This window comes from Streptomyces sp. MMG1533 (assembly GCF_001279775.1).
Classification (GTDB): Bacteria; Actinomycetota; Actinomycetes; order Streptomycetales; family Streptomycetaceae; genus Streptomyces.
Genome location: NZ_LGDG01000200.1, coordinates 102,352 through 127,728, shown reverse-complemented (window position 1 = coordinate 127,728; position 25,377 = coordinate 102,352). Strand labels below are relative to the sequence as shown.

Annotated in this window: 25 protein-coding genes; 6 read left to right on the top strand and 19 right to left on the bottom strand. The window is 72.1% G+C overall.

What is annotated here, in order from left to right; genetic code table 11:
* Positions 1-110 precede the first annotated feature (110 nt).
* Both ADK57_RS19830 and ADK57_RS19825 read right to left on the bottom strand, forming a co-directional pair.
* On the bottom strand, positions 111-464 hold the full coding sequence (locus tag ADK57_RS19830; protein WP_053750809.1) for a cytidine deaminase: 354 nt from the start codon (positions 462-464) through the stop codon (positions 111-113).
* Positions 465-492: 28 nt separating this feature from the next.
* Positions 493-1,308, bottom strand: a complete 816-nt coding sequence (locus tag ADK57_RS19825; protein ID WP_234390315.1) for a helix-turn-helix transcriptional regulator — start codon at positions 1,306-1,308, stop codon at positions 493-495.
* Between the two features lie 148 nt (positions 1,309-1,456).
* Here ADK57_RS19825 and ADK57_RS19820 point away from each other — a divergent pair, with 148 nt between their 5' ends.
* Together ADK57_RS19820 and ADK57_RS50510 are read left to right on the top strand one after the other, a co-directional pair.
* Complete coding sequence (locus ADK57_RS19820) at positions 1,457-2,902, top strand: MFS transporter (protein WP_078973221.1); 1,446 nt, start codon at positions 1,457-1,459, stop codon at positions 2,900-2,902.
* A gap of 110 nt (positions 2,903-3,012) precedes the next feature.
* Positions 3,013-3,294 (top strand): hypothetical protein, encoded by a 282-nt coding sequence (locus tag ADK57_RS50510; protein ID WP_199830632.1) that lies wholly within the window; start codon positions 3,013-3,015, stop codon positions 3,292-3,294.
* Positions 3,295-3,448: 154 nt separating this feature from the next.
* Here ADK57_RS50510 and ADK57_RS19810 read toward each other — a convergent pair whose 3' ends face one another.
* From ADK57_RS19810 to ADK57_RS19780, 7 genes are all read right to left on the bottom strand, one after another.
* Complete coding sequence (locus ADK57_RS19810) at positions 3,449-3,808, bottom strand: MmcQ/YjbR family DNA-binding protein (protein ID WP_053750806.1); 360 nt, start codon at positions 3,806-3,808, stop codon at positions 3,449-3,451.
* Entirely contained in the window at positions 3,805-5,115 is a 1,311-nt protein-coding gene (locus ADK57_RS19805; RefSeq protein WP_053750805.1) for a hemolysin family protein, read from the bottom strand. Before ADK57_RS19805 ends, ADK57_RS19810 begins: the two co-directional genes overlap by 4 nt.
* The gene (gene ybeY / locus ADK57_RS19800; protein ID WP_053750804.1) at positions 5,112-5,609 is read right to left on the bottom strand and encodes an rRNA maturation RNase YbeY; all 498 of its coding nucleotides are present in this window, start codon (positions 5,607-5,609) and stop codon (positions 5,112-5,114) included. Before ybeY ends, ADK57_RS19805 begins: the two co-directional genes overlap by 4 nt.
* 12 nt (positions 5,610-5,621) lie before the next feature.
* Positions 5,622-6,680: a PhoH family protein gene (locus ADK57_RS19795; RefSeq protein ID WP_078973220.1), complete on the bottom strand. Its 1,059-nt coding sequence runs from the start codon at positions 6,678-6,680 to the stop codon at positions 5,622-5,624.
* Between the two features lie 243 nt (positions 6,681-6,923).
* Complete coding sequence (locus ADK57_RS19790) at positions 6,924-8,066, bottom strand: carbohydrate kinase family protein (RefSeq protein WP_107091595.1); 1,143 nt, start codon at positions 8,064-8,066, stop codon at positions 6,924-6,926.
* A 258-nt stretch (positions 8,067-8,324) separates the two neighbouring features.
* Positions 8,325-9,614, bottom strand: coding sequence for a glucarate dehydratase family protein (locus ADK57_RS19785; protein ID WP_053750802.1), 1,290 nt, complete (start codon positions 9,612-9,614; stop codon positions 8,325-8,327).
* Entirely contained in the window at positions 9,611-10,507 is an 897-nt protein-coding gene (locus ADK57_RS19780; RefSeq protein ID WP_107091594.1) for a 5-dehydro-4-deoxyglucarate dehydratase, read from the bottom strand. The genes ADK57_RS19785 and ADK57_RS19780 overlap by 4 nt, the downstream gene beginning before the upstream one ends.
* 160 nt (positions 10,508-10,667) lie before the next feature.
* On the opposite strand from ADK57_RS19780, the gene ADK57_RS19775 reads away from it, so the two are divergent.
* Positions 10,668-11,450 carry an IclR family transcriptional regulator gene (locus ADK57_RS19775; protein ID WP_053750817.1) on the top strand — a complete coding sequence of 261 codons (783 nt, stop codon included), beginning with the start codon at positions 10,668-10,670 and terminating at the stop codon, positions 11,448-11,450.
* A gap of 201 nt (positions 11,451-11,651) precedes the next feature.
* Positions 11,652-13,016 carry an MFS transporter gene (locus ADK57_RS19770; RefSeq protein WP_053750800.1) on the top strand — a complete coding sequence of 455 codons (1,365 nt, stop codon included), beginning with the start codon at positions 11,652-11,654 and terminating at the stop codon, positions 13,014-13,016.
* 12 nt (positions 13,017-13,028) lie between these two features.
* Here ADK57_RS19770 and ADK57_RS19765 read toward each other — a convergent pair whose 3' ends face one another.
* The 5 genes from ADK57_RS19765 to ADK57_RS19745 all read right to left on the bottom strand — a co-directional run bounded on the left by ADK57_RS19765 (position 13,029) and on the right by ADK57_RS19745 (position 19,272).
* Positions 13,029-14,021: an adenosine deaminase gene (locus ADK57_RS19765; RefSeq protein WP_053750799.1), complete on the bottom strand. Its 993-nt coding sequence runs from the start codon at positions 14,019-14,021 to the stop codon at positions 13,029-13,031.
* A gap of 20 nt (positions 14,022-14,041) precedes the next feature.
* The gene (locus ADK57_RS19760) at positions 14,042-14,947 is read right to left on the bottom strand and encodes a ribonuclease Z (RefSeq protein WP_053750798.1); all 906 of its coding nucleotides are present in this window, start codon (positions 14,945-14,947) and stop codon (positions 14,042-14,044) included.
* A 6-nt stretch (positions 14,948-14,953) separates the two neighbouring features.
* On the bottom strand, positions 14,954-15,307 hold the full coding sequence (locus ADK57_RS19755) for a histidine triad nucleotide-binding protein (RefSeq protein ID WP_053750797.1): 354 nt from the start codon (positions 15,305-15,307) through the stop codon (positions 14,954-14,956).
* A gap of 149 nt (positions 15,308-15,456) precedes the next feature.
* Entirely contained in the window at positions 15,457-18,657 is a 3,201-nt protein-coding gene (locus tag ADK57_RS19750) for a S41 family peptidase (protein WP_053750796.1), read from the bottom strand.
* An 84-nt stretch (positions 18,658-18,741) separates the two neighbouring features.
* Positions 18,742-19,272 (bottom strand): hypothetical protein, encoded by a 531-nt coding sequence (locus tag ADK57_RS19745; protein ID WP_420711872.1) that lies wholly within the window; start codon positions 19,270-19,272, stop codon positions 18,742-18,744.
* Between the two features lie 80 nt (positions 19,273-19,352).
* On the opposite strand from ADK57_RS19745, the gene ADK57_RS19740 reads away from it, so the two are divergent.
* On the top strand, positions 19,353-19,751 hold the full coding sequence (locus ADK57_RS19740; protein ID WP_053750794.1) for a hypothetical protein: 399 nt from the start codon (positions 19,353-19,355) through the stop codon (positions 19,749-19,751).
* Here the strand turns inward: ADK57_RS19740 and ADK57_RS19735 are convergent.
* From ADK57_RS19735 to hrcA, 5 genes are all read right to left on the bottom strand, one after another.
* Positions 19,693-20,088 (bottom strand): VOC family protein, encoded by a 396-nt coding sequence (locus tag ADK57_RS19735; protein ID WP_053750793.1) that lies wholly within the window; start codon positions 20,086-20,088, stop codon positions 19,693-19,695. The two genes, ADK57_RS19740 and ADK57_RS19735, sit on opposite strands and share 59 nt — an antisense overlap.
* Before the next feature lie 24 nt (positions 20,089-20,112).
* Positions 20,113-20,853, bottom strand: coding sequence for a 16S rRNA (uracil(1498)-N(3))-methyltransferase (locus ADK57_RS19730; protein ID WP_053750792.1), 741 nt, complete (start codon positions 20,851-20,853; stop codon positions 20,113-20,115).
* Positions 20,850-21,923 (bottom strand): nitronate monooxygenase, encoded by a 1,074-nt coding sequence (locus ADK57_RS19725; RefSeq protein WP_053750791.1) that lies wholly within the window; start codon positions 21,921-21,923, stop codon positions 20,850-20,852. The genes ADK57_RS19730 and ADK57_RS19725 overlap by 4 nt, the downstream gene beginning before the upstream one ends.
* Positions 21,924-22,303: 380 nt before the next feature.
* Entirely contained in the window at positions 22,304-23,443 is a 1,140-nt protein-coding gene (dnaJ, locus tag ADK57_RS19720; protein ID WP_053750790.1) for a molecular chaperone DnaJ, read from the bottom strand.
* A complete protein-coding gene (hrcA, locus tag ADK57_RS19715; RefSeq protein ID WP_053750789.1) occupies positions 23,444-24,460 on the bottom strand; it encodes a heat-inducible transcriptional repressor HrcA in 1,017 nt (338 codons plus the stop codon). It abuts the gene before it with no gap.
* Between the two features lie 162 nt (positions 24,461-24,622).
* On the opposite strand from hrcA, the gene ADK57_RS19710 reads away from it, so the two are divergent.
* The gene (locus ADK57_RS19710; protein ID WP_053750788.1) at positions 24,623-25,351 is read left to right on the top strand and encodes an MBL fold metallo-hydrolase; all 729 of its coding nucleotides are present in this window, start codon (positions 24,623-24,625) and stop codon (positions 25,349-25,351) included.
* The last annotated feature ends 26 nt before the right edge of the window (positions 25,352-25,377 follow it).

Genomic DNA, 25,377 nt, shown 5'->3' with positions numbered 1-25,377 from the left:
CCCTCGCCCCGCGCCCCCGCGCCCCGGTCAGCCCGGTCGGCCCGCGGAACCCGCCCGCCGCCCACTCAACCCGTCAGCCCGCGGTACCCGCCCGCCCACGCACCCGTCGGTCAGCCCGCGGAAACCGTCGCCCGCACAGTCCCGTCCGGCCCCGCCACCAGCACCGGCGTCCGAGGCCCGCCCAGATCCCGTACGGCCGCCCGGTCCTCCGGCGCCACGGACTCCGCGTCCGTCACCACCGCGGCCGCCTCCAGGGACTTGGCACCCGAGGCCACCGCCATCGCCACCGCCGTCTGCAACGCGCTCAGCTTCAACGAGTCGAGGTCGACGGTCCCGGCGACATACGTCCGCCCGGTCTCGTCCCGTACGGCCGCCCCCTCGGGCACGCCGTTGCGGGCCCGCGCCGAACGGGCCAGGGTGACGATCTTGCGGTCCTCGGGGTCGAGCGCGCTGCTGTCGTTCATGAGCTGAGCATACGTAGAACGGCCGCGACTACCCCGCCACGGGGTACATCGCCCCGCGCCGCCCCTCCGGCGAGGCGAGCCACTCCAGCTTGGCCGCGGTGTTCGCCTCGTCCAGCGGTGTGTGCAGGACGACCGTCAGGTCGGGTCGCGCCGGCACCTTCATCGCCGTGGACTCCACGCACAGCAGCCCGACCAGCGGATGGTCGAGCTCCTTGCGGATCACCCCGGCGTCCTGGATGTCCCGCCGCTCCCACAGCGCGGTGAACTCCGGGCTCGCCGCGTTCAGCCGGGCCAGGACCTCCTGGAAGCCCTCGTCGTCCGGCCGGGCCGAGCAGGCCGCCCGGAACTGGGCGACGACCGTGCGGGCGTTCTGCTCCCAACTGTGCGACCGGGAGCGGTACATGGGGTCGGTGAAGAAGTCGACGATGCAGTTCTGCGTGATCTCGGGACGCATGCCGAGCACCCACCCGGCGGCATCGTTGTACATCACGCAGTTGTAGTACGTGTCCATGAGGTGCGCCGGATACGGCATCCACGCGTCGATCAGCCGCCGCAGCCCCTCGCAGCCGTGGTCCGCCGCCGGTTCAGGAGCCGGCGGGTTCAGCCCGGCGAGGACGTACAGATGGCGCCGCTCGGCGTTGCTGAGCCGCAGTACCCGGGCGACGGAGTCGAGGACCTGCGGGGAGACGGAGATGTCCCGCCCCTGTTCCAGCCACTGGTACCAGGAGGCGCCCACCCCGGCGAGCACGGCGACCTCCTCGCGGCGCAGCCCCGGCGTCCGGCGCCGTGCCCCGCCGTCGGGCAGCCCGGCCTCGGCCGGGGAGACCCGGGCCCGTCGGCTCATCAGGAACTCGCGCAGCTCACGCAGCCGATGCGCCTTGCCCGCACCCGTCTCGATCACGTCCGCCACATACTCCCCCTGTCTGGTGGTGCCACCACCAGGACAACTTCCCGCTCCCCACGGCTATTCCGCGGCCCGCAGGCTCTTGTGCATGGCGATCGACACCTCCTCCCCGCAAGTGCGCGAGACAGCCGCACCCCGCCTCTCGACCCGCGACAGACTCGTCCTCTTCGTCCTGTGCGCCGCCCAGTTCATGGTCGCGCTCGACTTCTCCGTCCTGAACGTCGCCCTGCCCGTCCTCGGCGCGGACCTCGGCATGAGCCAGTCCGCCCTCCAGTGGGCGGTCACCGCGTTCGCGCTGCCGTCCGGCGGCTTCCTGCTCCTCTTCGGCCGCATGGGCGACCTGTACGGCCGCCGCCGGCTGTTCCTGACAGGGCTCGCCCTGTTCGGCGCGGCCTCGCTGCTCGCGACGTTCGCGTGGGACCCGGCGTCGTTCCTGGCCGGCCGCGCGCTGCAGGGCGTCGGCGCGGCGGCGATCGTACCGACGGGCATGTCCCTGCTGACCACGACCTTCCCGGAGGGCCCGGCCCGCGACCGCGCGCTCGGCATCTCCGGCACCCTGCTCTCCCTCGGCTTCACCGTCGGCATGGTGGCCGGCGGCGTCCTCACCGACACGCTCGGCTGGCGCTCCACCATGGGCCTGCTGGGCCTGTTCGCGGTGATCGTCCTGCCCCTGGCCCCGACCCTGCTCCCCGAGTCCCTCCCCCATAGCCTCAAGGGCATGGGAGGTGCCCCCGTCCCGGACCGCCCCCGCCTGGACATCCCGGGCGCCGTCACGGTCACGGCCGGCCTGCTCTCCTTCATCTACGCCCTGTCGACGGCCGCCGACCACGGCTTCGGCCGTCCCGACGTCATCGTGACGCTGATCGCGGGCATCCTGCTGCTCACGGCCTTCGTGGCCGTCGAGTCCCGCACCCGTTCCCCCCTGGTCTCCCTCTCGATGCTGCGCCGCCGCACGGTCGCGTGGGGCAACCTGGGCGGACTGGTCACCTTCTCGATGATGTCGACGGTCGTCTTCGTCCTCACCCTCTACCTCCAGGAGGTCCTGCATCTGTCGGCCTTCGAGACGGGCCTGGTCTTCGGCGTCCAGGGCGTCCTCTCGGTGGTGGCGGGGTCGTACACCCCGAGGGTGATCGGCCGCCTCGGCGCCCGCCGCACGCTGGTGGTCTCGCTGCTGGGCCAGGGCGCACTCGTGGCCACCCTCCTGGCCCTGGACGAGAACAGCTGGTCGGTGTGGCTCGCGACGGCCGCCGTCTCCCTCGCCAGCATGTGCCACCTGGGCGCGATCATCTCCTACGGCCTGACCGTCACCTCCGGCGTTCCCGACGAGGAACAGGGCCTGGCCACCGGGCTCGTCACCTCCACCCAGCAGGTCGGCATCACGATCGGCATCCCCCTGCTCGGCGTCCTCGCGACGACGTCGAGCGACCTGATGACCGGCGTCCACACGGTGCTGGCACTCGACGCGGCGATCGTGCTGGCCGCGGCGGTGCTGGTGGCGACGGGACTGCGGGCGGGGCGGGAGCCGCGGGCCTGACGGGGGTGGGCCCGAGCCGCGCCCCGCACGACCGGACGTGGTCGCGCGGGGCCCCTCACGCCGCAATTCGCTGGATCACCGGCGGTCGAGCGATTAGCGTGCGTCGTCCCATGTCCAGCCCCATGTTCACTCCGTACGGCGAACTCGACGCGCTGCCGGCCGACTTCACCGGCTCCGTCCGGGAGATCCTCGGCGACACGTTCGTCGGCGCCTGTCTGCAGGGCTCCTTCGCCCTCGGCGCCGGTGACCTGCACAGCGACTGCGACTTCGTGATCGCCGCCACCGATCGGCCCGGCCGAGGCGGCGCTGCGCAGGCTGCACGACGAGATCCCGACACGAGGTGTCGCCGCAGGCGCTGCGCGACGAGCTGCGGGCGGAGCTGCCCCAGGTGATGCCGGGGCTCAGGACCTGGGCACCGTTCCACCTGGCCTGGGGCCGGCGCTACACCGTGACGGCCCGACCGGTCGCGCGGCTGGGATCCGGCCGACCCGCCCCGCCCCGGAAGCCTCGAAGCGGCGTACGAGTTCGCCGCCTACGCGGAGGGCTTCACGGCCGGTCCAGGCGAAGCCGCTCCGCGCGCGGCAGACCCGCCACCACCAGGTCGTACGAGTCCTCGATGAGCTCCCGGACCAGCCGGCCCGGGAGGTCGCCGTCGGCCGTGACGGTGTTCCAGTGGCGCTTGTTCATGTGGTAGCCGGGGGCGATGAGCCCCGGGTACTCGCCGCGCAGGCGGATCGCGTCCTCCGGGTCGCACTTCAGGTTGACGGTGAGGGGCCGCGCGTCCAGCGTCGTCAGGGCGAAGAGCTTGCCACCCACCTTGAAGACGGAGATCTCCGGCCGGAAGGGGAAGTCCTCCACGGCCGCGTTGAAGGAAAGGCAGAACGCGCGCAGCTCCTGCGGGGTCACTCCGCCTTCGCCTCCTCGTCCGCGGGGGCCCCGACCGGGCCCACCGGCTCCACCAGCACCGTCACGATCTTGTTCCGGCGGCCCGCGGCGGCCTCCGCGGTCAGCCGCAGCCCGCGCCCGTCGGGAAGATCGACCACGGCCGACGCCCCGGCGATCGGGACCCGGCCCAGCGCCTTCGCCAGCAGCCCGCCGACGGTCTCCACGTCCTCGTCGTCGTACTCCTCCAGGCCGTACAGCTCGCCGAGGTCGGTGATGTCGAGGCGGGCGGTGACCCGGTGGCGGTCGTCGCCCAGCTCCTCCACCGGCGGGAGCTCGCGGTCGTACTCGTCGGTGATCTCGCCGACGATCTCCTCGAGGATGTCCTCGATGGTGACGATGCCGGCCGTGCCGCCGTACTCGTCGATGACGACGGCCACGTGGTTGCGGTCCTGCTGCATCTCGCGCAGCAGGTCACCGGCGTTCTTGGTGTCCGGCACGAAGGCGGCCGGCCGCATGGCCGTCGACACCAGCTCGCTCTCCGCGTCCCGGCTGATGTGCGTCTTGCGGACCAGGTCCTTCAGATAGACGATCCCGACGATGTCGTCCTCGCTCTCCCCGGAGACGGGGATCCGCGAGAACCCGGACCTGAGCGCCAGGGTCAGCGCCTGACGGATCGTCTTGTAGCGCTCGATGACGACGAGGTCGGTCCTCGGGACCATGACCTCCCGGACGAGCGTGTCGCCCAGCTCGAAGACCGAGTGCACCATACGGCGCTCCTCGTCCTCGATCAGCGACTCCTTCTCGGCGAGGTCGACCAGCGCCCGCAGCTCCGCCTCGGAGGCGAAGGGGCCATGGCGGAAGCCCTTGCCGGGGGTGAGCGCGTTGCCGATGAGGATCAGCAGCGACGGGATCGGGCCCATGATGCGGGCGAGCGGCAGCAGGACGTACGCCGCTGCCGTGGCCGTGTTGAGCGGATGCTGGCGGCCGATGGTCCTCGGCGAGACCCCGACGGCGACGTACGACACCAGGACCATCACCCCGATCGCGACCAGGAGCGCCTCGGTCGTGCCGTCGAACTCCTGCAGGCAGGCGTAGGTGATGAGCGCGGCCGCCGCCATCTCACAGGCGACGCGCACCAGTAGCGCCACGTTCAGATAGCGGGTCGGGTCGGCGGCGATCTGGGCGAGCTTCACGCTGCCCCGGCGGCCGGTGCGCACGGCTTCCTCGGCACGGAAGCTGGAGACACGCGCGAGCCCCGCCTCCGCGCAGGCCGCGAGCCAGGCGACGACGACCAGGGCGATCGCGCCGGAGACGAGGGTCGGACTCATGAGACGGTCGGGGCCGGGGACGGACCGGTCAGGCCCTTCTCCGCACGCCAGCCGTCCACGATGGCGGCCTGCAGACCGAACATCTCGGCCTTCTCGTCGGGCTCCTCGTGGTCGTAGCCGAGGAGGTGCAGCACTCCATGGACGGTGAGGAGTTGGAGCTCCTCGTCCATGGAGTGCTGCGTGTCCGCGTCCTTGCCCTGCTTCTCTGCGACCTCGGGACACAGCACGATGTCGCCGAGCAGGCCCTGCGGAGGCTCGTCGTCGTCCTTCGACGGCGGCCGCAGCTCGTCCATCGGGAAGGACATGACATCGGTCGGCCCCGGCAGGTCCATCCACTGGATGTGCAGCTGCTCCATGGCGTCGGTGTCCACGACGATCACCGAGAGCTCGGAGAGCGGGTGGATGCGCATCCGCGCGAGCGCGTAGCGGGCGATGTCGAGGATCGCCTGCTCGTCGACCTCGGTTCCGGACTCGTTGTTGACGTCGATCGACATGGTCGTGCTGGTCTACTTCCGCTTGTTACGGGCGCCCTTGTGGGTGCCGTTCTCCGTACCGTTCTGGCTGTCGTACTTCTCGTACGCGTCGACGATACGGCCGACCAGCTTGTGCCGTACGACATCGTGGGACGTGAGCCGCGAGAAGTGGACGTCGTCGAGGCCTTCGAGGATGTCCTGGACCTGGCGCAGACCCGACTTCGTGCCGTTCGGCAGGTCCACCTGAGTCACGTCACCCGTGATCACGATCTTCGAGTCGAAGCCGAGACGGGTGAGGAACATCTTCATCTGCTCGGGGCTCGTGTTCTGGGCCTCGTCCAGGATGATGAAGGCGTCATTGAGCGTGCGACCGCGCATGTATGCCAGGGGCGCCACCTCGATGGTCCCGGCGGCCATGAGCCGCGGGATCGAGTCCGGGTCCAGCATGTCGTGCAGCGCGTCGTACAGCGGGCGCAGGTACGGGTCGATCTTCTCGTAGAGCGTGCCCGGGAGGAAGCCGAGCCGCTCCCCCGCCTCGACCGCCGGGCGGGTGAGGATGATGCGGTTGACCTGCTTGGACTGCAGGGCCTGGACCGCCTTGGCCATGGCGAGGTAGGTCTTGCCGGTACCGGCGGGGCCGATGCCGAAGACGATCGTGTGCTTGTCGATCGCGTCGACGTACCGCTTCTGGTTGAGGGTCTTGGGGCGGATGGTGCGGCCGCGCGAGGAGAGGATGTTCTGCGTGAGCACCTCGGCCGGGGTCTCCTGGCCGTCGCTCTCGCCGTTCTCACTGGCCCTCAGCATGGCGATCGAGCGTTCCACTGCGTCCTCCGTCATCGGCTGTCCGGTGCGGAGCACCAGCATCATCTCGTCGAACATGCGCTGGATGAGGGCGACTTCGGCGGCGTCGCCGACCGCGCTGATCTCGTTGCCCCGGACGTGGATGTCGGCTGCCGGGAAGGCCTTCTCGATCACACGCAGGAGGGAGTCGCCGGAACCCAGCACGGTCACCATGGGGTGCTGGGCGGGGACCGTGAACTGTGCTCTCGCCTGCCCCTGCGCGGGTGTGTGAGCTGTGGGTGTCTGAGTCATGGGCCGGCCTGTAGGCCTGCGGTTCCTCCTCATCACGGCCGCGTAGCTGAGAGCGGCCTCGCGATACCAAGGGTACGACGGTGGACTGACAACGCCGTAGGGCTTTTCGCCGCCCTGTCATCCAACCGAGACGGGAGGGGGGTCCCTCCGCGCGAGCCCAGCCGAGCGTGGGGGAGGGTGCGCATGGGCCGGGGGTCCGGGGGCGGAGCCCTCAGGGACGGCCACCCCACCTGCCTCGCCAAGTCACGCCGACCGTCCGAACCCGATCGTCGGCACAGCCCTCCGCAACGGCCACGGCCGCGCCGCCTCCTCCGGCACCAGCCCCGCCAGGAACCCGTACCGCTCGAGCGCCGCCGGGTCCTGCCCCTCCACCGACTGCACCCTGCGCCACCACGCCCCGATCTCGGACCACCCGGGCGCCGACAACGACCCGCCGAACTCCTGCACGGACAAGGCCGCCGTCAGACCCGCGAAGGCCAGCCGGTCGGCCAGCGGCCACCCCGCCAGCGTCCCCGTGACGAACCCCGCCACGAACACGTCCCCCGCCCCGGTCGGATCGAGCGCCTCCACCGCGATCGCCGGCACCTCCGCCGTCTCCCCGGTCCGCCGGTCCACCGCGTACGCCCCGTCCGCACCGAGCGTGACGACGGCCAGCGGAACGTGATCGGTCAGCGCGTGCGCGGCCTCACGCGGGCATGCCGCCCCCGTGTACCGCATCGCCTCCTCCGCGTTCGGCAGAAACGCCTCGCAGTGCTCCAGGTCGGCCAGCCGCGCCAGATCCCACGCCCCCGTGTCGTCCCACCCGACGTCGCCGAAGATCCGGGCCCCCTTGCTCGCGGCCTGGGCGATCCAGGGTGCGCGCTTGCCCGGGGTGAGGGAGGCGATGGCGGCACGCGCGCGTGGGGGGCAGTCGGGCGCGGGCTCCTCGGGGGGCGGCTCGTGGCCGTGGGAGACCATCGTGCGCTCCCCCTCGTACGCCATGGAGACGGTGACCGAGGAGTGCCAGCCGGGGACCGTGCGGGACGGCCCGAGATCGATACCCTCGCCCGTCTCCAGGGCGTCCCAGCAGTACTCGCCGTAGTGGTCGTCGCCGAAAGCGGCCGCGAGGGAGGTTCTGAGGCCGAGCCTCGCCAGGGCCGTCGCCATGTTCGCCACACCGCCCGGGCTCGACCCCATCCCGCGCGCCCAGGACTCGGTCCCGCGCACCGGGGCGGAGTCGAGCCCGGTGAAGATGATGTCGAGGAAGACGGGGCCCGTGAGGTAGACGTCCCAGGGCGGGTCGTCGGGTGTGCGCAGGGCGGTGAGCGGGTCGACCTGGGCCCTGGGGTGCCCGGCCTCTCCGATGTGTGACGTTCCCTTTCCGGTGGACGCGGTGGACGCGATCACGGTGCGCTCCCTGACGTGGTGCCGATCAGGCCAGTCTGCACCAAGCCACGGACAACGCGCCGTCGTCACGCCGTAGCCGCAGGTCCGGGCCGGGCCGTACCGGACGTGCATGCCGTCCCGGCCGCACTCGGCTCGGCCTCCGCCGCCGCACCCGCCCCGGAGCCTGCTCCGCCGGTGTCCGGATCCGGTCGTTGTGGCCCACCGGCCCCGCACGAGCAGGTCACTCGGCGCGACGAAACCGCCCGGGTTGCCGGAGGCCTACCAGCGCGGCACCGCCGGCGTGACCCACCCCGGCTCGGCCACCCGCATCGCCGCCGCGTCGTCCCGCTCACGCAGCGAACCGTCGTCGTCCAGCCAGCGCCGGTGGAGGAAGCGAAGCCTGTCCCGGTCGAGTTCGACGCCCAGGCCGGGTGCGTCCGAGACGGTGACCCTGCCGCCCTCGAAGGTGAGGCGTTCGGTCAGGACGTCCTCCGACTGCCAGGGATAGTGGGAGTCGCAGGCGTGGTGGAGGTTGGGGACGGTGGACGCGACATGGGTCATCGCGGCCAGCGAGATCCCCAGGTGGGTGTTGGAGTGCATGGACACCCCGACGCCGAAGGTGCGGCAGACGGCGGCGAGTTGCTGCGTGTTGCGCAGCCCGCCCCAGTAGTGGTGGTCGGAGAGCACCACCTGGACGGCATCGCGGGTGAAGGCCTCCTTGATCTCGGCGAAGGTCGTCACGCACATGTTGGTGGCGAGGGGCACGTCCGTCCGAGCGGCGACCTCGGCCATGGCCGGCGTACCGAGCGCCGGGTCCTCCAGGTACTCGAGAACATCCCCGAGTTCCTTCGCCACCTTCAGTGAAGTCTCCACGCTCCACGCCCCGTTGGGATCCAGCCGCAGCGGGTGCCCGGGGAACGCCTCGGCCAGTGCCCGTACGGCCGCGACCTCCTCGTCGGGCGGGAAGACACCGCCCTTGAGCTTGAAGGAGGTGAAGCCGTACCGCTCGGTGAACTTCCGGGCCTGCTCGACGACCCCGGCCGGGTCGACGGCAACGCCCCAGTCGTCCTTCTCGGCCGTCACGCCCTCCGGATGGTCCGCCCACTTGTAGAAGAGGTACGCGCTGTACTCCACCGCGTCCCGCAGCTTGCCGCCGAGCAGCGCGTGCACGGGCAGGCCGAGCGCCTTGCCCAGCGCATCGAGGCAGGCCACCTCGAAGGCGGAGACGACGGACAGCCGCAGCTTGTCGGCGGTCTGGACGCCGCGCAGTCCGCCGACGTCGACCTGACCGGAGACCCGGGAACTGTCGACGGCCACCTCGTCGGCGAGGACGAACAGCCCGTTCAGGTCGCTCACCTGGCGTCCGACCAGCTTCTTGGCGAACGGACGGGCCAGCTCCAGGTACTTGGTGTCGCCGTACGTCTCGCCGATGCCGGTGGTCCCGTCGGCCGTCACCACCTCCACGATCAGCCGGGGGGTGTAGGGCTGGTGCACGCCCTGCGTGTTCAGCAGGGGCGGGTCGGCGACCAGGATCGGGGTCAGCCGTACGTCCGTGATGGAGAGGTTCACAGGGCGGCTCCTACGAGGTCGAGTCCGGTGGTCAGCAGCATCTTGAGGTCGGCCAGGTTGGCGGCCGAGGGATCGGTGAGCGGGGCGCGCACGGGTCCCACCGGACGGCCGCGCAGCCGGGCGGCCGCCTTCACCAGGGACACGGCGTATCCGGGCACGCGGTCGCGGAGTTCGACGAGGGGGACGTAGAAGTCGCGCAGCAGCTTCTCGACGGTGCCGTCGTCGCCGTCCTGGAACGCGGTGAAGAAGGCGTTCGCGATCTCGGGGGCGAAGGCGTGGACGGCGGAGGAGTAGGCGGGGATGCCGACGGTGGCGTAGGCGCGGGCCTGGATCTCGGCGGTGGCGGCCCCGTTGAAGAAGAGGAAGCCCTCGGGGGCGGCGAGCGTGAGGCGTTGCAGCCGGTCGAGGTCGCTGTGGCCGTCCTTCAGGCCGATGACGGTCGGGATGGCGGCGATGCGCTTCAAGGAGCCGACGGTGAAGGTGACTTGACCGCGCTGGTAGGCGATGAGCGGCAGCCGGGTACGGGCCGCGATCTGCTCCAGTTGGGCGACCAGCCCATCCTGCGGGGCGGCGACCAGGTAGTGCGGCAGGACGAGGAGGGCGTCCGCCCCGGCCTCTTCGGCGATGCGCGCGAAGCGGACGGCCTGCGCCCAGCCGTAGCCGATCCCGGCGACGACGGGCACGCGCCCGCCGGCCTCCTCGACCGTGATGGTGACGACCTGCCGGTACTCGTCCTCGTCCAGGGAGAAGAACTCGCCGGTGCCGCAGGCGGGGAAGACGGCGCCGGGGCCGGTGGCGATCCGGTCCGCGACGTACGTGCGGAAGCCGTCCGGGTCGAGGGAGCCGTCGTCGTGGAAGCTGGTCAGCGGGAACGACAGCACGCCGTTCGCCATGCCCTCCCGCAGCCTCCCCGTCACGGCGCCCGTATCGGGACTCACCCTCACTCATCTCCCCATGTAGACGTCATCCACGTATGAAGATGAAGGTTAGATAGGCGAACGAGTCCCGTCAATGGCCCGGTCGCCGGCGGTCACCCCCGCTTACGATCGACGCATGTCAGAGACCGGGGGCGTCCGCGAGGTGAAGTCGGCCGCGCGCACGGTCGAGCTGCTGGAGCTGCTCGCCGCGCGGGGCGACCGTCCGGCACGGCTGCAGGAGCTCGCCGACGAGCTGGGCGTGCCGCGCAGCTCGATGTACGCGCTGCTGCAGACCCTGATCTCGCGCGGCTGGGTCCGCACGGACGTCACCGGCTCCCTCTACGGCATCGGCATCCACGCCCTGCTCACCGGCACCAGCTACCTCGACTCCGATCCGCGCGTGCGCGTCGTGCGGCCGTATCTCGACGAGGCGTCCCAGGCGCTGGGCGAGACGATCCACATGGGGCGCCTGGACGGCCGGGGCGTGGCGTATCTGGCGACGCGCGAGTCGCACGAGTACCTGAGGACCATCAGCCGGGTCGGGCGACGCCTGCCGGCCCACGTCGGCGCCCTGGGCAAGGCGCTGCTGGCCGAACGGGACGACGCCGAGCTGCCCGAGGGGCCGTACGTGGCCCTCACCCCGAACTCCCACACCGGCCGGGAGTCGCTGGCGGCCGATCTGGCGCAGGTCCGCACCCGCGGCCACTCGATCGACCGCGAGGAGGGCGTCCTCGGCATCGTCGGCTTCGGCTTCGCCCTGCGCTACGACTCCCCCGCCCAGGACGCGATCAGCTGCTCGGTGCCGGTGGCCCGGCTGACGCCGGAGCACGAGGCGCAGATCGTCGCGGTGATGCGGGAGATCAGGGGCAAGATCGAGGCGACGGCGCCCGGCACGGGGGGCGCGCCGCACTGGCGTTGACAGCGCCCTTCGAAGTCCGAAAGGCCGCACGCCTACCCGGCCCCACACACCCCAAACGCAACGTGCGCCACATCACACCCCCCGCGTTTCTTTCCCGAACCGTGTGCTTGATACAAATTGCCCGCGCGTTCCTGTCCGTCGACGGTCGTCGCCCAACCCCCTTTTTCTGAGCCGCTTCTTTCGCATGCCCTGGGAACGCCCGTGTTCGCCCGCACCACCACGCCCTGGCCCCTCGTTGCCCTTTTCACGGCCGGGTACCTCGCCCCGTACCTCCTCCCGACCACCGTCGGCAGACTCGACTCGGGACTTCCGCTGTCCGCCACGCAGGCGGGTGCCATCGGCAGCGCCCTGCTGCTGAGTTCGGCCGCGGCCGGCTTTCTGCTCGCCTCGCGGGTCGACCGCGTCGGCCCGCGCACCCTGGCCCGCGCCGGACTGGCGCTGGCCGTCCTCGGCTACGGCACCGCCGCCCTCACCGCCTCCGTCCCGGCCGTGGTCGCCGGTGCGCTGCTCGGCGGCTTCGGCTCCGGTACCGCCACCACGGTCGCCGCCACCGGGATCGCCGCCATGGGGGTCCCCCCGCGCGAGGGTGTTCGAGCGTGGGATCCGCACCGCACGACCACGCTGGGCCTGCTGAGCGTCTCCGCGCTCGCGGGCACGGTCTATCTGACGGTCCCCCACCTCGGCCCCGGCCACGGGCTGCCGCTCGCCGCGATCGCCCTGACCGCGGCGGCCGTCTGGCCCCTGACGAGCCGTCTCCCGATCCGTACGGCCGCCACCCGGCAGGCCCGCCGGAACCAGGACCCGCTCCCCCACCTGCGCGCCGGTCTCGTCCTCGCCGTCGCCATGCTGTTCTGGTCGCTCGCGCAGAACTCCCTGTGGGGAGTCAGCGGCCGGATCGGCCTCACGCAGGCGCATCTGACGGAGGCGGCCGTCGGCGTCGTCTTCGCCGTGGCGCTGGGCACCGGGCTCCTGGGGGTCATCGGCGCGGGTGCGCTCGGGCCTCGACTCGGCCGGGCGATGCCCGTCGGCGCGGGCACCGTTCTCATCGCCGGCTGCATCGCGCTGAGCGCCTCCGCGACCGACCTGCCGACCTTCGCGGCCGGCGAGATCGCCTGGAACACGCTCTACCCGATCGTCCTGTCGTACGTCATCGGCCTCGCCGCCTCCCTCGACCCGCGCGGCCGTTGGGCGGTACTCGTCGGCTCCGCGTCCTCGCTCGGCACGGCGGCGGGCCCGCTCATCGGGAGTCTGCTGTCCGCACGGGCCGGCTTCCCGGCCATGGGCGCGATCCTCGCCCTCGGACTCCTGGTCGTCACCCTCCCGATGACCGCGGTGGCCCTGCACACCGGCGGGCGCCCCCTGCTCACCGGTGCGGTGCGCCGCCGGGGCGGCACCCCGGCCGCCGTGGTCGCCGCCTCGACCGGCACCCCGGCGGACGCGCTCCCGCAGGCCGGCACGCCCGAGCAGCCGGTCGTGGAGATCCCGATCGACGCCCCGGCCGTCCCCGCCCAGCGGTCCTACGACACGGCAGGACCCCGGCAGGCGGCAGCCGCACCGGGGTCCTGACACACCGCCGGCCTACGGGAAGTCGTACGCCTCCACCTCGGCCAGATACCGCGCCCGCAGCTCCTCGTCGTGCTCCAGGAAGGACGCGACGAAGGAGTTGCGGGCCAGCTCGCGCAGCCGGTCCTCGCCGAGGCCCAGTGTCCGGCGCACGGCGTCGAAGTTGTCTCCGGCGTAGCCGCCGAAGTAGGCCGGGTCGTCGGAGTTGACCGTGCACAGCAACCCGGCCTCCAGCATCGCCGGCAGCGGGTGCTCGGCGAGGACGTCGACGGCACGCAGCCGGACGTTGGACAGTGGGCACAGGGTCAGCGGGATCCGGTCCCGCACGAGACGGGCGACCAGCGCATCGTCCTCCATGCAGCGCAGGCCGTGGTCGATCCGCTCGACGCCGAGCACGTCCAGGGCCTCCGTGATGTACTCCGGCGGGCCCTCCTCACCGGCGTGCGCCACGCGCCGCAGACCGAGCGCGGCGGCGGCCTCGTACACCTCGCGGAACTTCACCGGCGGATGCCCGACCTCGGCCGAGTCGAGCCCGATGCCGACGATCCGGTCGAGGTACGGCTTCGCCGCCTCCAGCGTCTCCAGCGCCGACTCGGCGGACTCGTCCCGCAGGAAGCACATGATCAGCTGCGTGGAGACGCCGTGCGCGGACTCGCTGTTCCCCAGCGCCCGCCACAGCCCCTCGACGACCGTCCCCATTCCGACCCCGCGTGCGATGTGGGCCTGCGGGTCGAAGAAGATCTCGGCGTGCCGCACACCCTGCGCGGCGGCGCGGGCCAGGTAGGCGTTCGCGAGGTCCGCGAAGTCCTGCTCGGTGCGGAGCACGGACATGAGCTCGTAGTACAGGTTCAGGAACGACTGGAGGTCCTTGAACCGGTACGCCTGGCGCAGCTGGTCGGTGTCGGCGTACGGCAGCTCGACGCCGTTGCGGGCGGCCAGCTCGAAGGCCAGCTCCGGCTCCAGGGTGCCTTCGATATGGAGGTGCAGTTCAGCTTTGGGGATGGGCATCGAAGAATGGTACGGCGGTTTCACCGACGCTTCGGAACCGGCACCCTCAGCAGATCGTGGGCCACTGTCAGCTCCCCCTCGAAGCCGGCGGCCCGCGCCTGCCGCTCGAACTCGTCCGGTTCGGAGTAGCGCTGGCTGAAGTGGGTGAGCACGAGATGCCGTACGCCCGCGTCCCGCGCGACCCGCGCTGCCTGACCTGCCGTCAGGTGCCCGTGCTCCACCGCCAGTTGCTCGTCCTCGTCGAGGAACGTCGACTCGATGACCAGCAGGTCGCAGCCCTCGGCCAGCGCGTGCACGCCGTCGCACAGCCGGGTGTCCATGACGAACGCGAACCGCTGCCCGCGGCGCGTCTCGCTGACGTCGTCGAGACGGACCTCGCCCAGCGAGCCCTCCCGTTGGATCCGTCCGACGTCCGGGCCCTTGATGCCGTGCGCGGCGAGCCGGTCGGGCAGCATGCGGCGGCCGTCGGGTTCGGTGAGGCGATAGCCGTAGGACTCGACGGGGTGGGAGAGCTTGCGGGCGTCCAGGGTGTAGCCGGGCGTGGTGGCGAGCACACCGTCCGCGCTCACCGGCGCCTCGACCAGCTCGACCGTCTCGCGGTAGGCGGTGGCGTACCGCAGCCGGTTGAAGAACCGCTGTCCGGAGCGCGGATAGTGGGCCGTGACCTCGTGCGGGACCCTGTCGAGGTTGATGCGCTGGATGACTCCGGCGAGGCCCAGCGAGTGGTCGCCGTGGAAGTGCGTGACACAGATCCGGTTCAGGTCGTGCGCGGCGACCCCGGCACGCAGCATCTGCCGCTGCGTGCCCTCACCGGGGTCGAACAGGATGCCCTCGCCGTCCCACCGCAGCAGGTAGCCGTTGTGGTTGCGATGCCGGGTCGGGACCTGGCTGGCGGTGCCGAGGACCACCAGTTCACGTACGGACACGACCGGTTACCCGGGGGGCCACTGCAGCCCGCGCCCGCCGAGGACGTGCGCATGGGCGTGCCAGACGGTCTGCCCGGCGCCGCTGCCGGTGTTGAAGACGACGCGGTAGCTCTCCAGCTTCTCGTCGTCGGCGACGGCCTGGGTCTCGCGCAGGACGTCGGCGGCGAGTTCCGGGGCGGCGGTGGCCAGGGCGGCGGCGTCCCTGTGGTGGGCCTTCGGGATCACCAGGATGTGGGTGGGCGCCTGGGGGTTGATGTCCCGGAACGCGACGGTCGTGTCGGTCTCACGGACGATCGTCGCCGGAATCTGCCCCGCGATGATCTTGCAGAACAGACAGTCGTCCTGCGGTTCCCCTGCCATGCGGTCTCCTTGAGCCGGGTGATCCTTACGTGGGCATGCTAGTCGCCCAGCTGCGGGCAGGTGTGCCGCTGGGGCGGCACGGGTGGGCGCGGGCGGCACCCCGTAACGCCGGGCTGCGCTACCCACCCCCGCCCAGCCCCCACGCCGGGCTACGGCAAGCTCGGCGGAACCTTCGCCGGGGCCGACTCCAGCGCCGCCAACGCCAACCTCACCGCCTCGTCCAGCTGCACATCCCGCCCCGCCGCATGATCCTGCGGCCGCTGCACGACCTCCACGTCCGGGTCGACGCCGTGGTTCTCGACCCCCCACTCGTAACCCTCGAGCCAGAACGCGTACTTCGGCTGCGTGATCAACGTCCCGTCGACCAGCCGGTACCGGCTGTCGATCCCGATCACCCCGCCCCAGGTCCGCGTACCGACCACCGGCCCGATCCCCAGCGCCTTGATCGCCGCGTTGACGATGTCCCCGTCCGAGCCGGAGAACTCGTTCGCGACGGCGACGACCGGCCCGCGGGGCGCGTCGTGCGGATAGCTGTACGGCCGCATGCCACGCGGCACGGCCCAGCCGACGATCCGCCGGGCCAGCTTCTCGACGACAAGCTGAGAGGTGTGCCCGCCCCGGTTCTCGCGGACGTCCACGACCAGCCCCTCCCGGGCCACTTCCACCCGCAGGTCGCGGTGGATCTGGGCCCAGCCGGGCGCCTGCATGTCCGGCACGTGGAGATACCCCAGCCGTCCGCCGGACTTCTCGTGGACGTACGCCCGCCGGTCCGCGACCCACGCGTGATAGCGAAGAGGTTCCTCGTCGGCGGTCGGCACGACGACCGCGTGCCGCACCTCGCCCCCGCCGGACGGCGAGATCGTCAGCTCGACCGGCTTGCCCGCCGTACCGACGAGAAGCGGCCCGGGCCCGGTCACCGGGTCGACCGGCATCCCGGCCACCGCGACGATCGCGTCCCCGGCACGCACCGCGACACCCGGCGCGGCGAGCGGGGAGCGGGCGTCCGGGTCGGAGGTCTCGGTCGGCAGGATGCGGTCGATGACCCAAGTGCCGTCCGTATGACGGGAGATGTCCGCACCGAGCAGCCCCTGCCGGGGTCCGCCGCCGTGGCCGCCGCGCGGGACGACGTAGGCGTGCGAGGTGCCGAGCTCGCCCTGCACCTCCCACAGCAGGTCGACGAGGTCGTCGTGGGTGGCGACGCGGTCCAGCACCGGACGGTAGCGGTCGAGGACGCCGGTCCAGTCGACCCCGTTCATGTCCGGACGCCAGAAGTGGTCCCGCATGACGCGGCCCGTCTCCTCGTACATCTGCCGCCACTCGGCCGCCGGGTCGACGGTCTGCCGTACGCGGGTGAGGTCGACGGTGATGTTGGTGTCGCTGTCGTCGTCGTTCGAGGCGCGCCGGTCGCTGGGCACGACCTTGAGCCGTCCGTCGGTCCACAGCAGGACCCGCTTGCCGTCGCCGCTCACGGCGAAGTGGTCGGCGTCGGCGGCGAGATGCTCGATGCGCTGCTGGGCGAGGTCGTAGCGCTCCAGCTCGGTGTGCGGATCCGGGTCGTCCGGGGTGGCCCGGGAGGAGCCGAGGACACCGCGCACCGGGTGCCGGAGCCACAGCACGCCGTCCTTCGCCGCGCGCAGGTTGGAGTAGCGGGCCGCCTCCACGGGGAACGGCACGATCCGGTCGGCGAGGCCTTCGAGGTCGATACGGGTGGCCGGGGTGCCCTCGCTGTCGGGCGTCTCGTCCTTGTCGGGGGCCTCGAAGGGGCGGCCGTGCCGCTGCGGGCCGAACGGCGAGGGCGTGGTCGCCGCCAGCGTGATCAGGTGCGGGCGGTCGCCGACCACGAAGGCCAGGTCGAAGACGTGCTCGTCGTAGACCGGGTCGAAGGAGCGGTTGGACAGGAAGGCGAGGTGCTTGCCGTCGAGGGTGAACGCCGGGGCGTAGTCCCTGAACCGCAGCGGGGTCGCCTCGGTGACCGACAGGTCGGTGGTGTTGGCGAGCCGGAGCTGGCGCAGCGGGCCCGGACCGGGGTGCGACCAGGCGAGCCAGGCCGAGTCGGGCGAGAACACCAGCCCGGAGACGTCGCCCTCCTCGCTGTGGTCGACCTCGCGCACCTCGCCCGTCTCGCGTTCGACGAGCAGGACGCGCCCGTCGTGCGCGGCGACCGCGGCCCGGCTGCCGTCGGGCGCCATCGCGAGCCCCAGCACCCGGCCGAGCTGTCCGGCGGCGAGCCGGCGCGGGGTGGCGCCGGGCGCGTGGCCGGTGGCGGGCGCGAACTCCAGGGCGTCGTCGCCCTCGGCGTCCGTCACCCACACCACCCATTCCTCGCCCTCGGCGCGGAAGGTGCGCGGCAGCCGGGCCCGTACCCCGGGTTCCGCGGAGAGCGCGCGGGCCGGTCCGGCGCGGTGGGTCACCCAGTGCACGGCACCGCGCACGGCGACCGCGCTGCCGCGCGCGGTGTGGTCGGGGGCGGCCGACCCGAACCAGCGGGCGGCGTTCACCGTGAACGGCTGCCGGTCGGTGTGCTGCCCGCCGAGCCGCACCTCCAGCTTGCGGGGCTCGGCGCCGTCGAGGTCGTCCAGGATCCACAGTTCGCCGGCGGAGGCATACACGACCCGGGTGCCGTCACCGGCCGCGTGCCGGGCGTAGAAGCCCTCCAGCGGGGTGTGCCGGCGCAGGTCGGACCCGTCGGCGAGCGAGGAGTACACCGCTCCCACGCCCTCGTGGTCGGACAGGAAGGCGACCCGGTCCCCCGCCCACACGGGGTACTCGATGTTCCCGTCGAGCTCTTCATGCAGCCGGACGAACTCCCCGTCGCCCTCGCGGTCGATCCACAGCTTGCCCGCCGTTCCGCCCCGGTACCGCTTCCACCAGGCGGCTTCCCGGCCCATGGGCGCGGACAGCAGGACCGTGCCGGGACCTCCGTGGGCGACATCGCCGACGGGTCCGTAGGGCAGGGTCGTGGCCGGGCCACCGTCGAGCGGGATCGCGCGGGCCCAGCTGCGGCGGAGGCTGGCCTGGCCGTACGTGCTGACCGCGAGGACCTCGCCGTCGGCGGTCCAGCCGCGCACCTGGGTGCGTGAACTGCCCCAGTGGGTCAGGCGTTCGGCGGGGCCGCCGTCGACCGGGGCGATGTGCACCTCGGGGGCGCCGTCGCGGGTGGACGTCCAGGCGACGGTGGTGCCGTCGGGCGAGATGCGGGGGTGGGTGACCGGCACGTTGTCGGCGCTGACCCGCCAGGCCCGGCCACCGTCGAGCGGGGCGAGCCACACGTCGTCCTCGGCGGTGAAGGCGACCAACTCGCCGTGCAGGTGCGGGAACCGGAGATACGCGGAGGTCGCTGGCTGTGTCACCCGATCACCCTATGCACGCCCGGCGACCGGTGACAGGGGTTTGGACGAGGTTGGATCACGCGCCCTGCCGCCCTCGACGGCGGCTCACTTGCCGTCCGGCCAGCACTGGGGGGCCTTCTGGCAGTAGACGGTCTTCGTGACGGTCACCGTGACCGTCGGCCCCGGCTGCCCGGGGTTGTTGACGGGCGGAGTGGTCTTGGCCTCGCAGTTCCCGAGCCCCTCCACGTGGAACCACTGCTTCCCGTCGATCTTCGCGGTGAGGTCCCCGCGCACGCACGCACCGCTGACCGCACGCGTGATCTTGCCCGTGACGGTGATGTCCTTGCCGTCGTCGGTCTCGCCCTCGCAGTCGACGTCGGCGACGGCGTTCTCGGTGGCCGTGGGCGTCGAGCCGCTGTCGCCGTACGAGGCCGTGCAGTTGAGCCAGCGCACGTCGGCCTTCTGCCGCTCCAGCTCGTCCGTCACGGTCTGGTCGGTCGTGTACGCCACGGTCGCGGAGTTCAGACCGCTCGGATCGCAGGCGACCGTCCCGCCCACGGCGAGCACGCCGAGGGTCGCCGCAGCCGCCACTCGGCGCCCTCGCGGCCGACGCCGCATCCTCGTCAACGCCCCCATGCAGGGCAGCCTGCCACCGTCCCGCCCGTCGCGGTAGAGCGCATACGGCCACTCGTGCGCCCCAGGTCTACCGTGGACGGATGCGCAAGGACCACAGCCTCAGAAGGCTCGTAGTGGACGAGCGGACCGTCTACCTGTGGAACGTCCGCCACTGGCACGGCGACGGCGAGCCGTGCCGCGAGACCCTCACCCTGCTCCGCGACGGCATCCGCACCCGGATCGTCTTCCGGTCCGGCGAGGGACGCGACGCCGGCGGCGGCTACCCCGGCCACTCGGGCGGCGTGAGCGACGCCCACGGCCACTACGTCAACCTGCACGAACCCGGTGTCGTACGCGCTCTGGTCGACGAGGCCGCGAAGCGCGGTCTGCTGTCCGCCGGCGGGCAGTCGGACGGCTGGGAGCTGCTGCCGGCCGTGGCCGTCAGCCGCGCAGCAGCAGCCACTCCTGAAGCTCCACCAGATTGCCCTCCGGGTCCTTGAGGTGCGCGACCCGCATCCGGTCGGTCATCGGAGCCGGGCCGTGCAGGAGGGCCGCTCCGCGGGCGGTGACCTGCTCGCAGTAGGTGTCCAGGTCGTCGACGCGCAGCACCACCAGCGAGCGGTGGCCGGTGGCCGCGTCGCCCAGCTCGTCGCCGAGCACCTCGGACATCATGACCCGGTCCTGGAGGGCGATTCCCGCGGAGCCGACAGCCGGGCTGAACTTCTCGTACGGCCCCTCCTTCGCCCCCGACTGCGGCTTCAGGCCGAGGACTTCGGCATAGAAGCGGTAACAGGCGGCGAAGTCGCTGACGAGCAGGCGTACCTGGGCGAGTTCCATGAACTGTTCTCCGGAGGCAGGGGGTCAGGACCAGCGGCCCGAGCGGCCGAGGAGCAGGGCGGTCGCCGCGGTCCCGGCGGTCGACGTGCGCAGTACGGTGGGTCCGAGCCGGTACGCCTTCGCGCCCGCCTCCTCGAAGAGGGCCAACTCCTCGGGGGAGACGCCGCCTTCGGGTCCGACGACGAGCACGATCTCGCCCTCGGGGGGCAGTTCGGCGGTGGCCAGGGTCTCCTCGCCGCTCTCGTGCAGTACGGCGGCGAAGTCGGCTTTGGCGAGAAGTGCCGCAACCTGCTTGCTCGTTGCCGCGTCCGCGACCTCCGGGAAGCGGACCCGGCGGGACTGCTTGCCGGCCTCGCGAGCGGTGGCCCGCCACTTGCCGAGCGCCTTCAGGCCGCGGTCGCCCTTCCACTGGGTGATGCAGCGGGCGGCCGCCCACGGCACGATCGCGTCGACGCCCGTCTCGGTCATCGTCTCGACGGCCAGCTCGCCCCGGTCGCCCTTGGGGAGGGCCTGGACGACGGTGATGCGGGGGGACTCCGGGGGCTCCTCGGACATGCTCGTCATGTGGACGATCAGCCGGTCCTTGCCCTCGGTGCCGACCACGTCGCACTCGGCCCAGCGCCCGGCGCCGTCCGTGAGGACGACACTCTCCCCGGGCCGCAGCCGCTTCACGGAGACGGCGTGCCGCCCCTCGGGGCCGTCGAGGACGTACTGTCCGGCGCCGCCCGCGTCGAAGTGCTCGACGACGAACACCGGCGCCGTCATCGCGCCCCGCCCTGCGACAACGCTGTCCTGGCGGCGCCGAGTTCGGCCGCCAGCACCTCCACCAGCTGCCCGGCGGGCAGTTCGCGGGCCATCCGGTGCCCCTGGCCCGCCCACAGCGCCATGCCCTGCGCGTCGCCCGCCTTGGCCGCGGCCTTGCGCAGCGGCGAGGTCAGGTGGTGGATCTCGGGGTAGGCGGCGGGCGCGTACGGGCCGTGCTCGCGCAGGAAGCGGTTGACCAGCCCGCGGGCCGGACGGCCGGAGAAGGCGCGGGTCAACTCGGTACGCACGTAAAGGGGGTTGGTCAGTGCCTGCTTGTGCACGGCGCTCGCACCGGACTCGGGGGTGGCGAGGAACGCCGTGCCGAGCTGGGCCGCGCTCGCGCCCGCGGCGAGCACGGCGGCGATCTGGCTGCCGCGCATGATGCCCCCGGCGGCGACGATCGGGATGCTCACGGTCTCGCGGACCTGTGCGATCAGGGAGAGGAGGCCTATGCCGGAGCCGTCGGTCTCCGGGATGTCGCGGTGGGTGCCCTGGTGGCCGCCCGCCTCCACGCCCTGGGCGATCACCGCGTCGGCGCCCGCCAGCTCCACGGCGAGGGCCTCCTCGGCGCTGGTCGCGGTGACCAGGGTGAAGGTGCCGGCCCGGCGCAGCGAGTCCAGGACGTCCCGGCTCGGCACGCCGAAGTGGAACGAGACCACCGGCACCGGGTTGTCGAGCAGCACGGCGAGCTTGGCCTCGTAGCCGTCGTCGCGGCCGCTTTCCGGGTCGCCGAGCTCGGTCTCGTACCAGGCGGCCTCCCCGGCCAGCTGGTGGGCGTACACGTCCACGGCGGCCGGGTCCGCGTACTCCGGCTGCGGCATGAAGAGGTTCGCGCCGAAGGGGCGGGCCGTGAGGCTCCGCAGCTGCTTGATCTCCTGATACAGGCCGTCGGCCGTCTTGTACCCGGCAGCGAGGAACCCCAGCCCGCCGGCCTCGGACACGGCGGCGGCGAGCGTCGGTACGGAGACGCCGCCCGCCATGGGGGCCTGCACGATCGGATAGGGAAAGAGATCGGTCAGTGCGGAGGACATGACGGCATGTTGTCACGTCCTCCGATCAAGTCCGAATCGAGCCTTCCTCTTGGCATACGCCGGCTGCACCCGGCCCGAAGCGGGGGTCCAGGGCCGCAGCCGCACCCTTCCAGCCCGTCCGGCGCTTGAGGACGAGGCCCTTCGGACCGAAAGCGGGGGTCCAGGGGCGCAGCCGCACCCTTCCAGCCCGTCCGGCGCTTGAGGACGAGGCCCTTCGGACCGAAAGCGGGAGTCCGGGGGCGCAGCCGCACCCTTCCAGCCCGTCCGGCGCTTGAGGACGAGGCCCTTCGGGCCGAAAGCGGGAGTCCGGGGGCGCAGCCCCCAGGGACGGGAAGGGAAGGGGCGGCGGGGGCGAAACCCACTCGCCCGCCGCCCACCCGTCAGCGTCCGTTGAAGGCGTCCTTCAACCGCGAGAACAGCCCTTGCTGCCCCGGCTGGAACTGCCCCGTGGGCCGCTCCTCGCCCCGCAGCTTGGCCAGCTCGCGCAGCAGGCGTTCCTGCTCGGGGTCGAGCTTGTTCGGGGTCTGGACCTCGACGTGGACGATGAGGTCGCCGCGCCCGCCACCGCGCAGGTGTGTGACACCGCGGCCGTGCAGCGGGATCGACTGGCCGGACTGGGTGCCGGGCCGGATGTCGACCTCTTCCAGGCCGTCCAGCGTCTCCAGCGGCACCTTGGTGCCGAGGGAGGCCGCGGTCATCGGAATGGTGACCGTGCAGTGCAGGTCGTCGCCCCGGCGCTGGAACTGCGCGTGCGGCAGCTCGTGGATCTCGACGTACAGGTCACCGGCGGGACCGCCACCGGGCCCGACCTCGCCCTCACCGGCGAGCTGGATGCGGGTGCCGTTGTCGACACCGGCGGGGATCTTGACGGTCAGGGTGCGGCGGGAGCGTACGCGCCCGTCGCCCGCGCACTCCGGGCACGGCGTCGGGACGACGGTGCCGAAGCCCTGGCACTGCGGGCAGGGGCGCGAGGTCATGACCTGGCCCAGGAAGGACCGCGTCACCTGCGACACCTCGCCGCGGCCGCGGCACATGTCACACGTCTGGGCGGAGGTCCCCGGCGCCGCGCCCTCACCACTGCAGGTGGTGCAGACGATCGCCGTGTCGACCTGGATGTCCTTCGTGGTGCCGAAGGCCGCCTCGTCGAGCTCGATCTCCAGCCGGATCATCGCGTCCTGGCCGCGCCGGGTCCGCGACCGCGGACCCCGCTGGGACGCCGTACCGAAGAAGGCGTCCATGATGTCCGAGAAGTTCCCGAAGCCGCCCGCGCCGAAGCCGCCCGCGCCACCGGCGCCGCCCGCCTGGGACAGGGGGTCGCCGCCGAGGTCGTAGACCTGCTTCTTCTGCGGGTCCGACAACACCTCGTAGGCGGCGTTGATCTCCTTGAACCGCTCCTGGGTCTTCGGATCGGGGTTGACGTCCGGATGCAGCTCGCGTGCGAGCCGCCGGAAGGCCTTCTTGATCTCTTCCTGCGACGCGTCGCGGCGCACGCCGAGAACGGCGTAGTAGTCCGTGGCCACTTACGACTCCGCCAGGATCTGTCCGACGTACCGTGCCACTGCGCGTACCGCTCCCATCGTTCCCGGGTAATCCATGCGGGTCGGTCCGACCACGCCGAGCTTGGCGACTGCCTCGCCGCCCGAACCGTAGCCGACCGACACCACCGAAGTGGAGTTGAGTCCCTCATAGGCGTTCTCGTGACCGATGCGTACGGTCATGCCCGAATCCCCCGCCTCGCCAAGGAGCTTGAGAAGCACGACCTGCTCCTCCAAGGCTTCCAGAACGGGCCGGATGGTGAGGGGAAAGTCATGTCCGAAGCGGGTGAGATTGGCGGTGCCGCCGATCATCAGCCGCTCCTCGTTCTCCTCGACGAGCGTCTCCAGCAGGGTGGAGAGCACCGTCGAGACGCTGCCGCGGTCCTCGAGGTCGAAGCCCTCCGGCAGATCCTCCACCAGTTGCGGCACGTCCGCGAAACGGCGACCGGCGATCCGGCTGTTGAGCCGCGCCCGCAGATCGGCCAGCGAGGCCTCGCCGAACGGCGCCGGGCAGTCCACCATCCGCTGCTCGACCCGTCCCGTGTCCGTGATCAGGACGAGCATCACGCGCGCGGGGGCGAGTGACAGCAGCTCGACATGCCGCACGGTGGACCGGGTCAACGAGGGGTACTGCACGACGGCGACCTGCCGGGTGAGCTGGGCAAGCAGCCGAACCGTCCGCGCCACCACGTCATCGAGGTCGACGGCGCCGTCGAGGAAGTTCTGGATCGCGCGCCGCTCGGGTCCGGTCATCGGTTTGACGCCGGCCAGCTTGTCGACGAACAGCCGATAGCCCTTGTCGGTCGGGATCCGCCCCGCGCTGGTGTGCGGCTGGGCGATGAACCCCTCGTCCTCCAGGGCCGCCATGTCGTTACGGACCGTGGCCGGGGAGACACCGAGGTTGTGCCGCTCGGTCAGGGCCTTGGAGCCGACCGGCTCCTCGGTGCCGACGTAGTCCTGGACGATGGCGCGCAGCACCTGGAGCCTGCGTTCACTCAGCATCGCGCACACCTCCAGAAGTCGATCCCTCGGCGCCTCGCCTGGCACTCGTCACATCCGAGTGCCAACGCACCCCGAGCCAGTGTACGGCCGTGGGGTACGCCCGGGGCAAGGCCGGGCCTGCGAGGTCGTGCCCCGGGGAGGCTTCCCCGTTAGCGTCGCCGTATGACGGTGACTTGGGAAGAGCTGGGGTGGGAGCAGTCGGCCGCCGGGGTCGGCCGGTGCCGCCTTCCGGTGTGGGACTGCACGGCGGGGCTGGTCGTCGGGGCGGGCGCGGCCCTGCTGATCGACGCCGGGTCGAGCCTGGCGGAGGGTGCGCGGTTGCGGGCGCAGGCGGAGGCGCTGTCCGGTCACCGTGTGACCCATCTCGCGCTCACGCACCCGCACTTCGACCATGTCTTCGGGGCGGCGGCGTTCGCCGGGGCGGAGGTGTTCGGCGCGGTCGGCATGGACACGGTGTTCACCGCCCGGCACGGCCGCGAGGAACTGCGTGCGGACGCGGTGGCCAACGGGCTCGACGCGCGCCTGGCCGACGAGGCGGTCGACGCCCTGACGCTCCCTGGCCATCACGTCTCCGGCGAGTGGACCCTCGACCTGGGCGGCGGCCGCCAGGTCCTGCTGGCGAACGTGGGCCCGGCCCACACGGCCCACGATCTCGCCGTGCTCGTCCCCGGCCCGACGGAGGTGGTCTTCTGCGGCGACCTGGTCGAGGAGTCCGGCGAACCGCAGGCGGGCCCCGACGCCGTACCGTCCCACTGGCCGGCCGCCCTCGACCGCCTGCTGGACCTGGGCGGCGAGGACGCGCTGTACGTGCCCGGTCACGGAGCGGTGGTGGACGCGGCGTTCGTGCGGGCGCAGCGGGACGCCCTGGCCGAGCGTTTCGGCGTGTCGTGAAAACCGGGCGGCGTCTTCTCCTATCG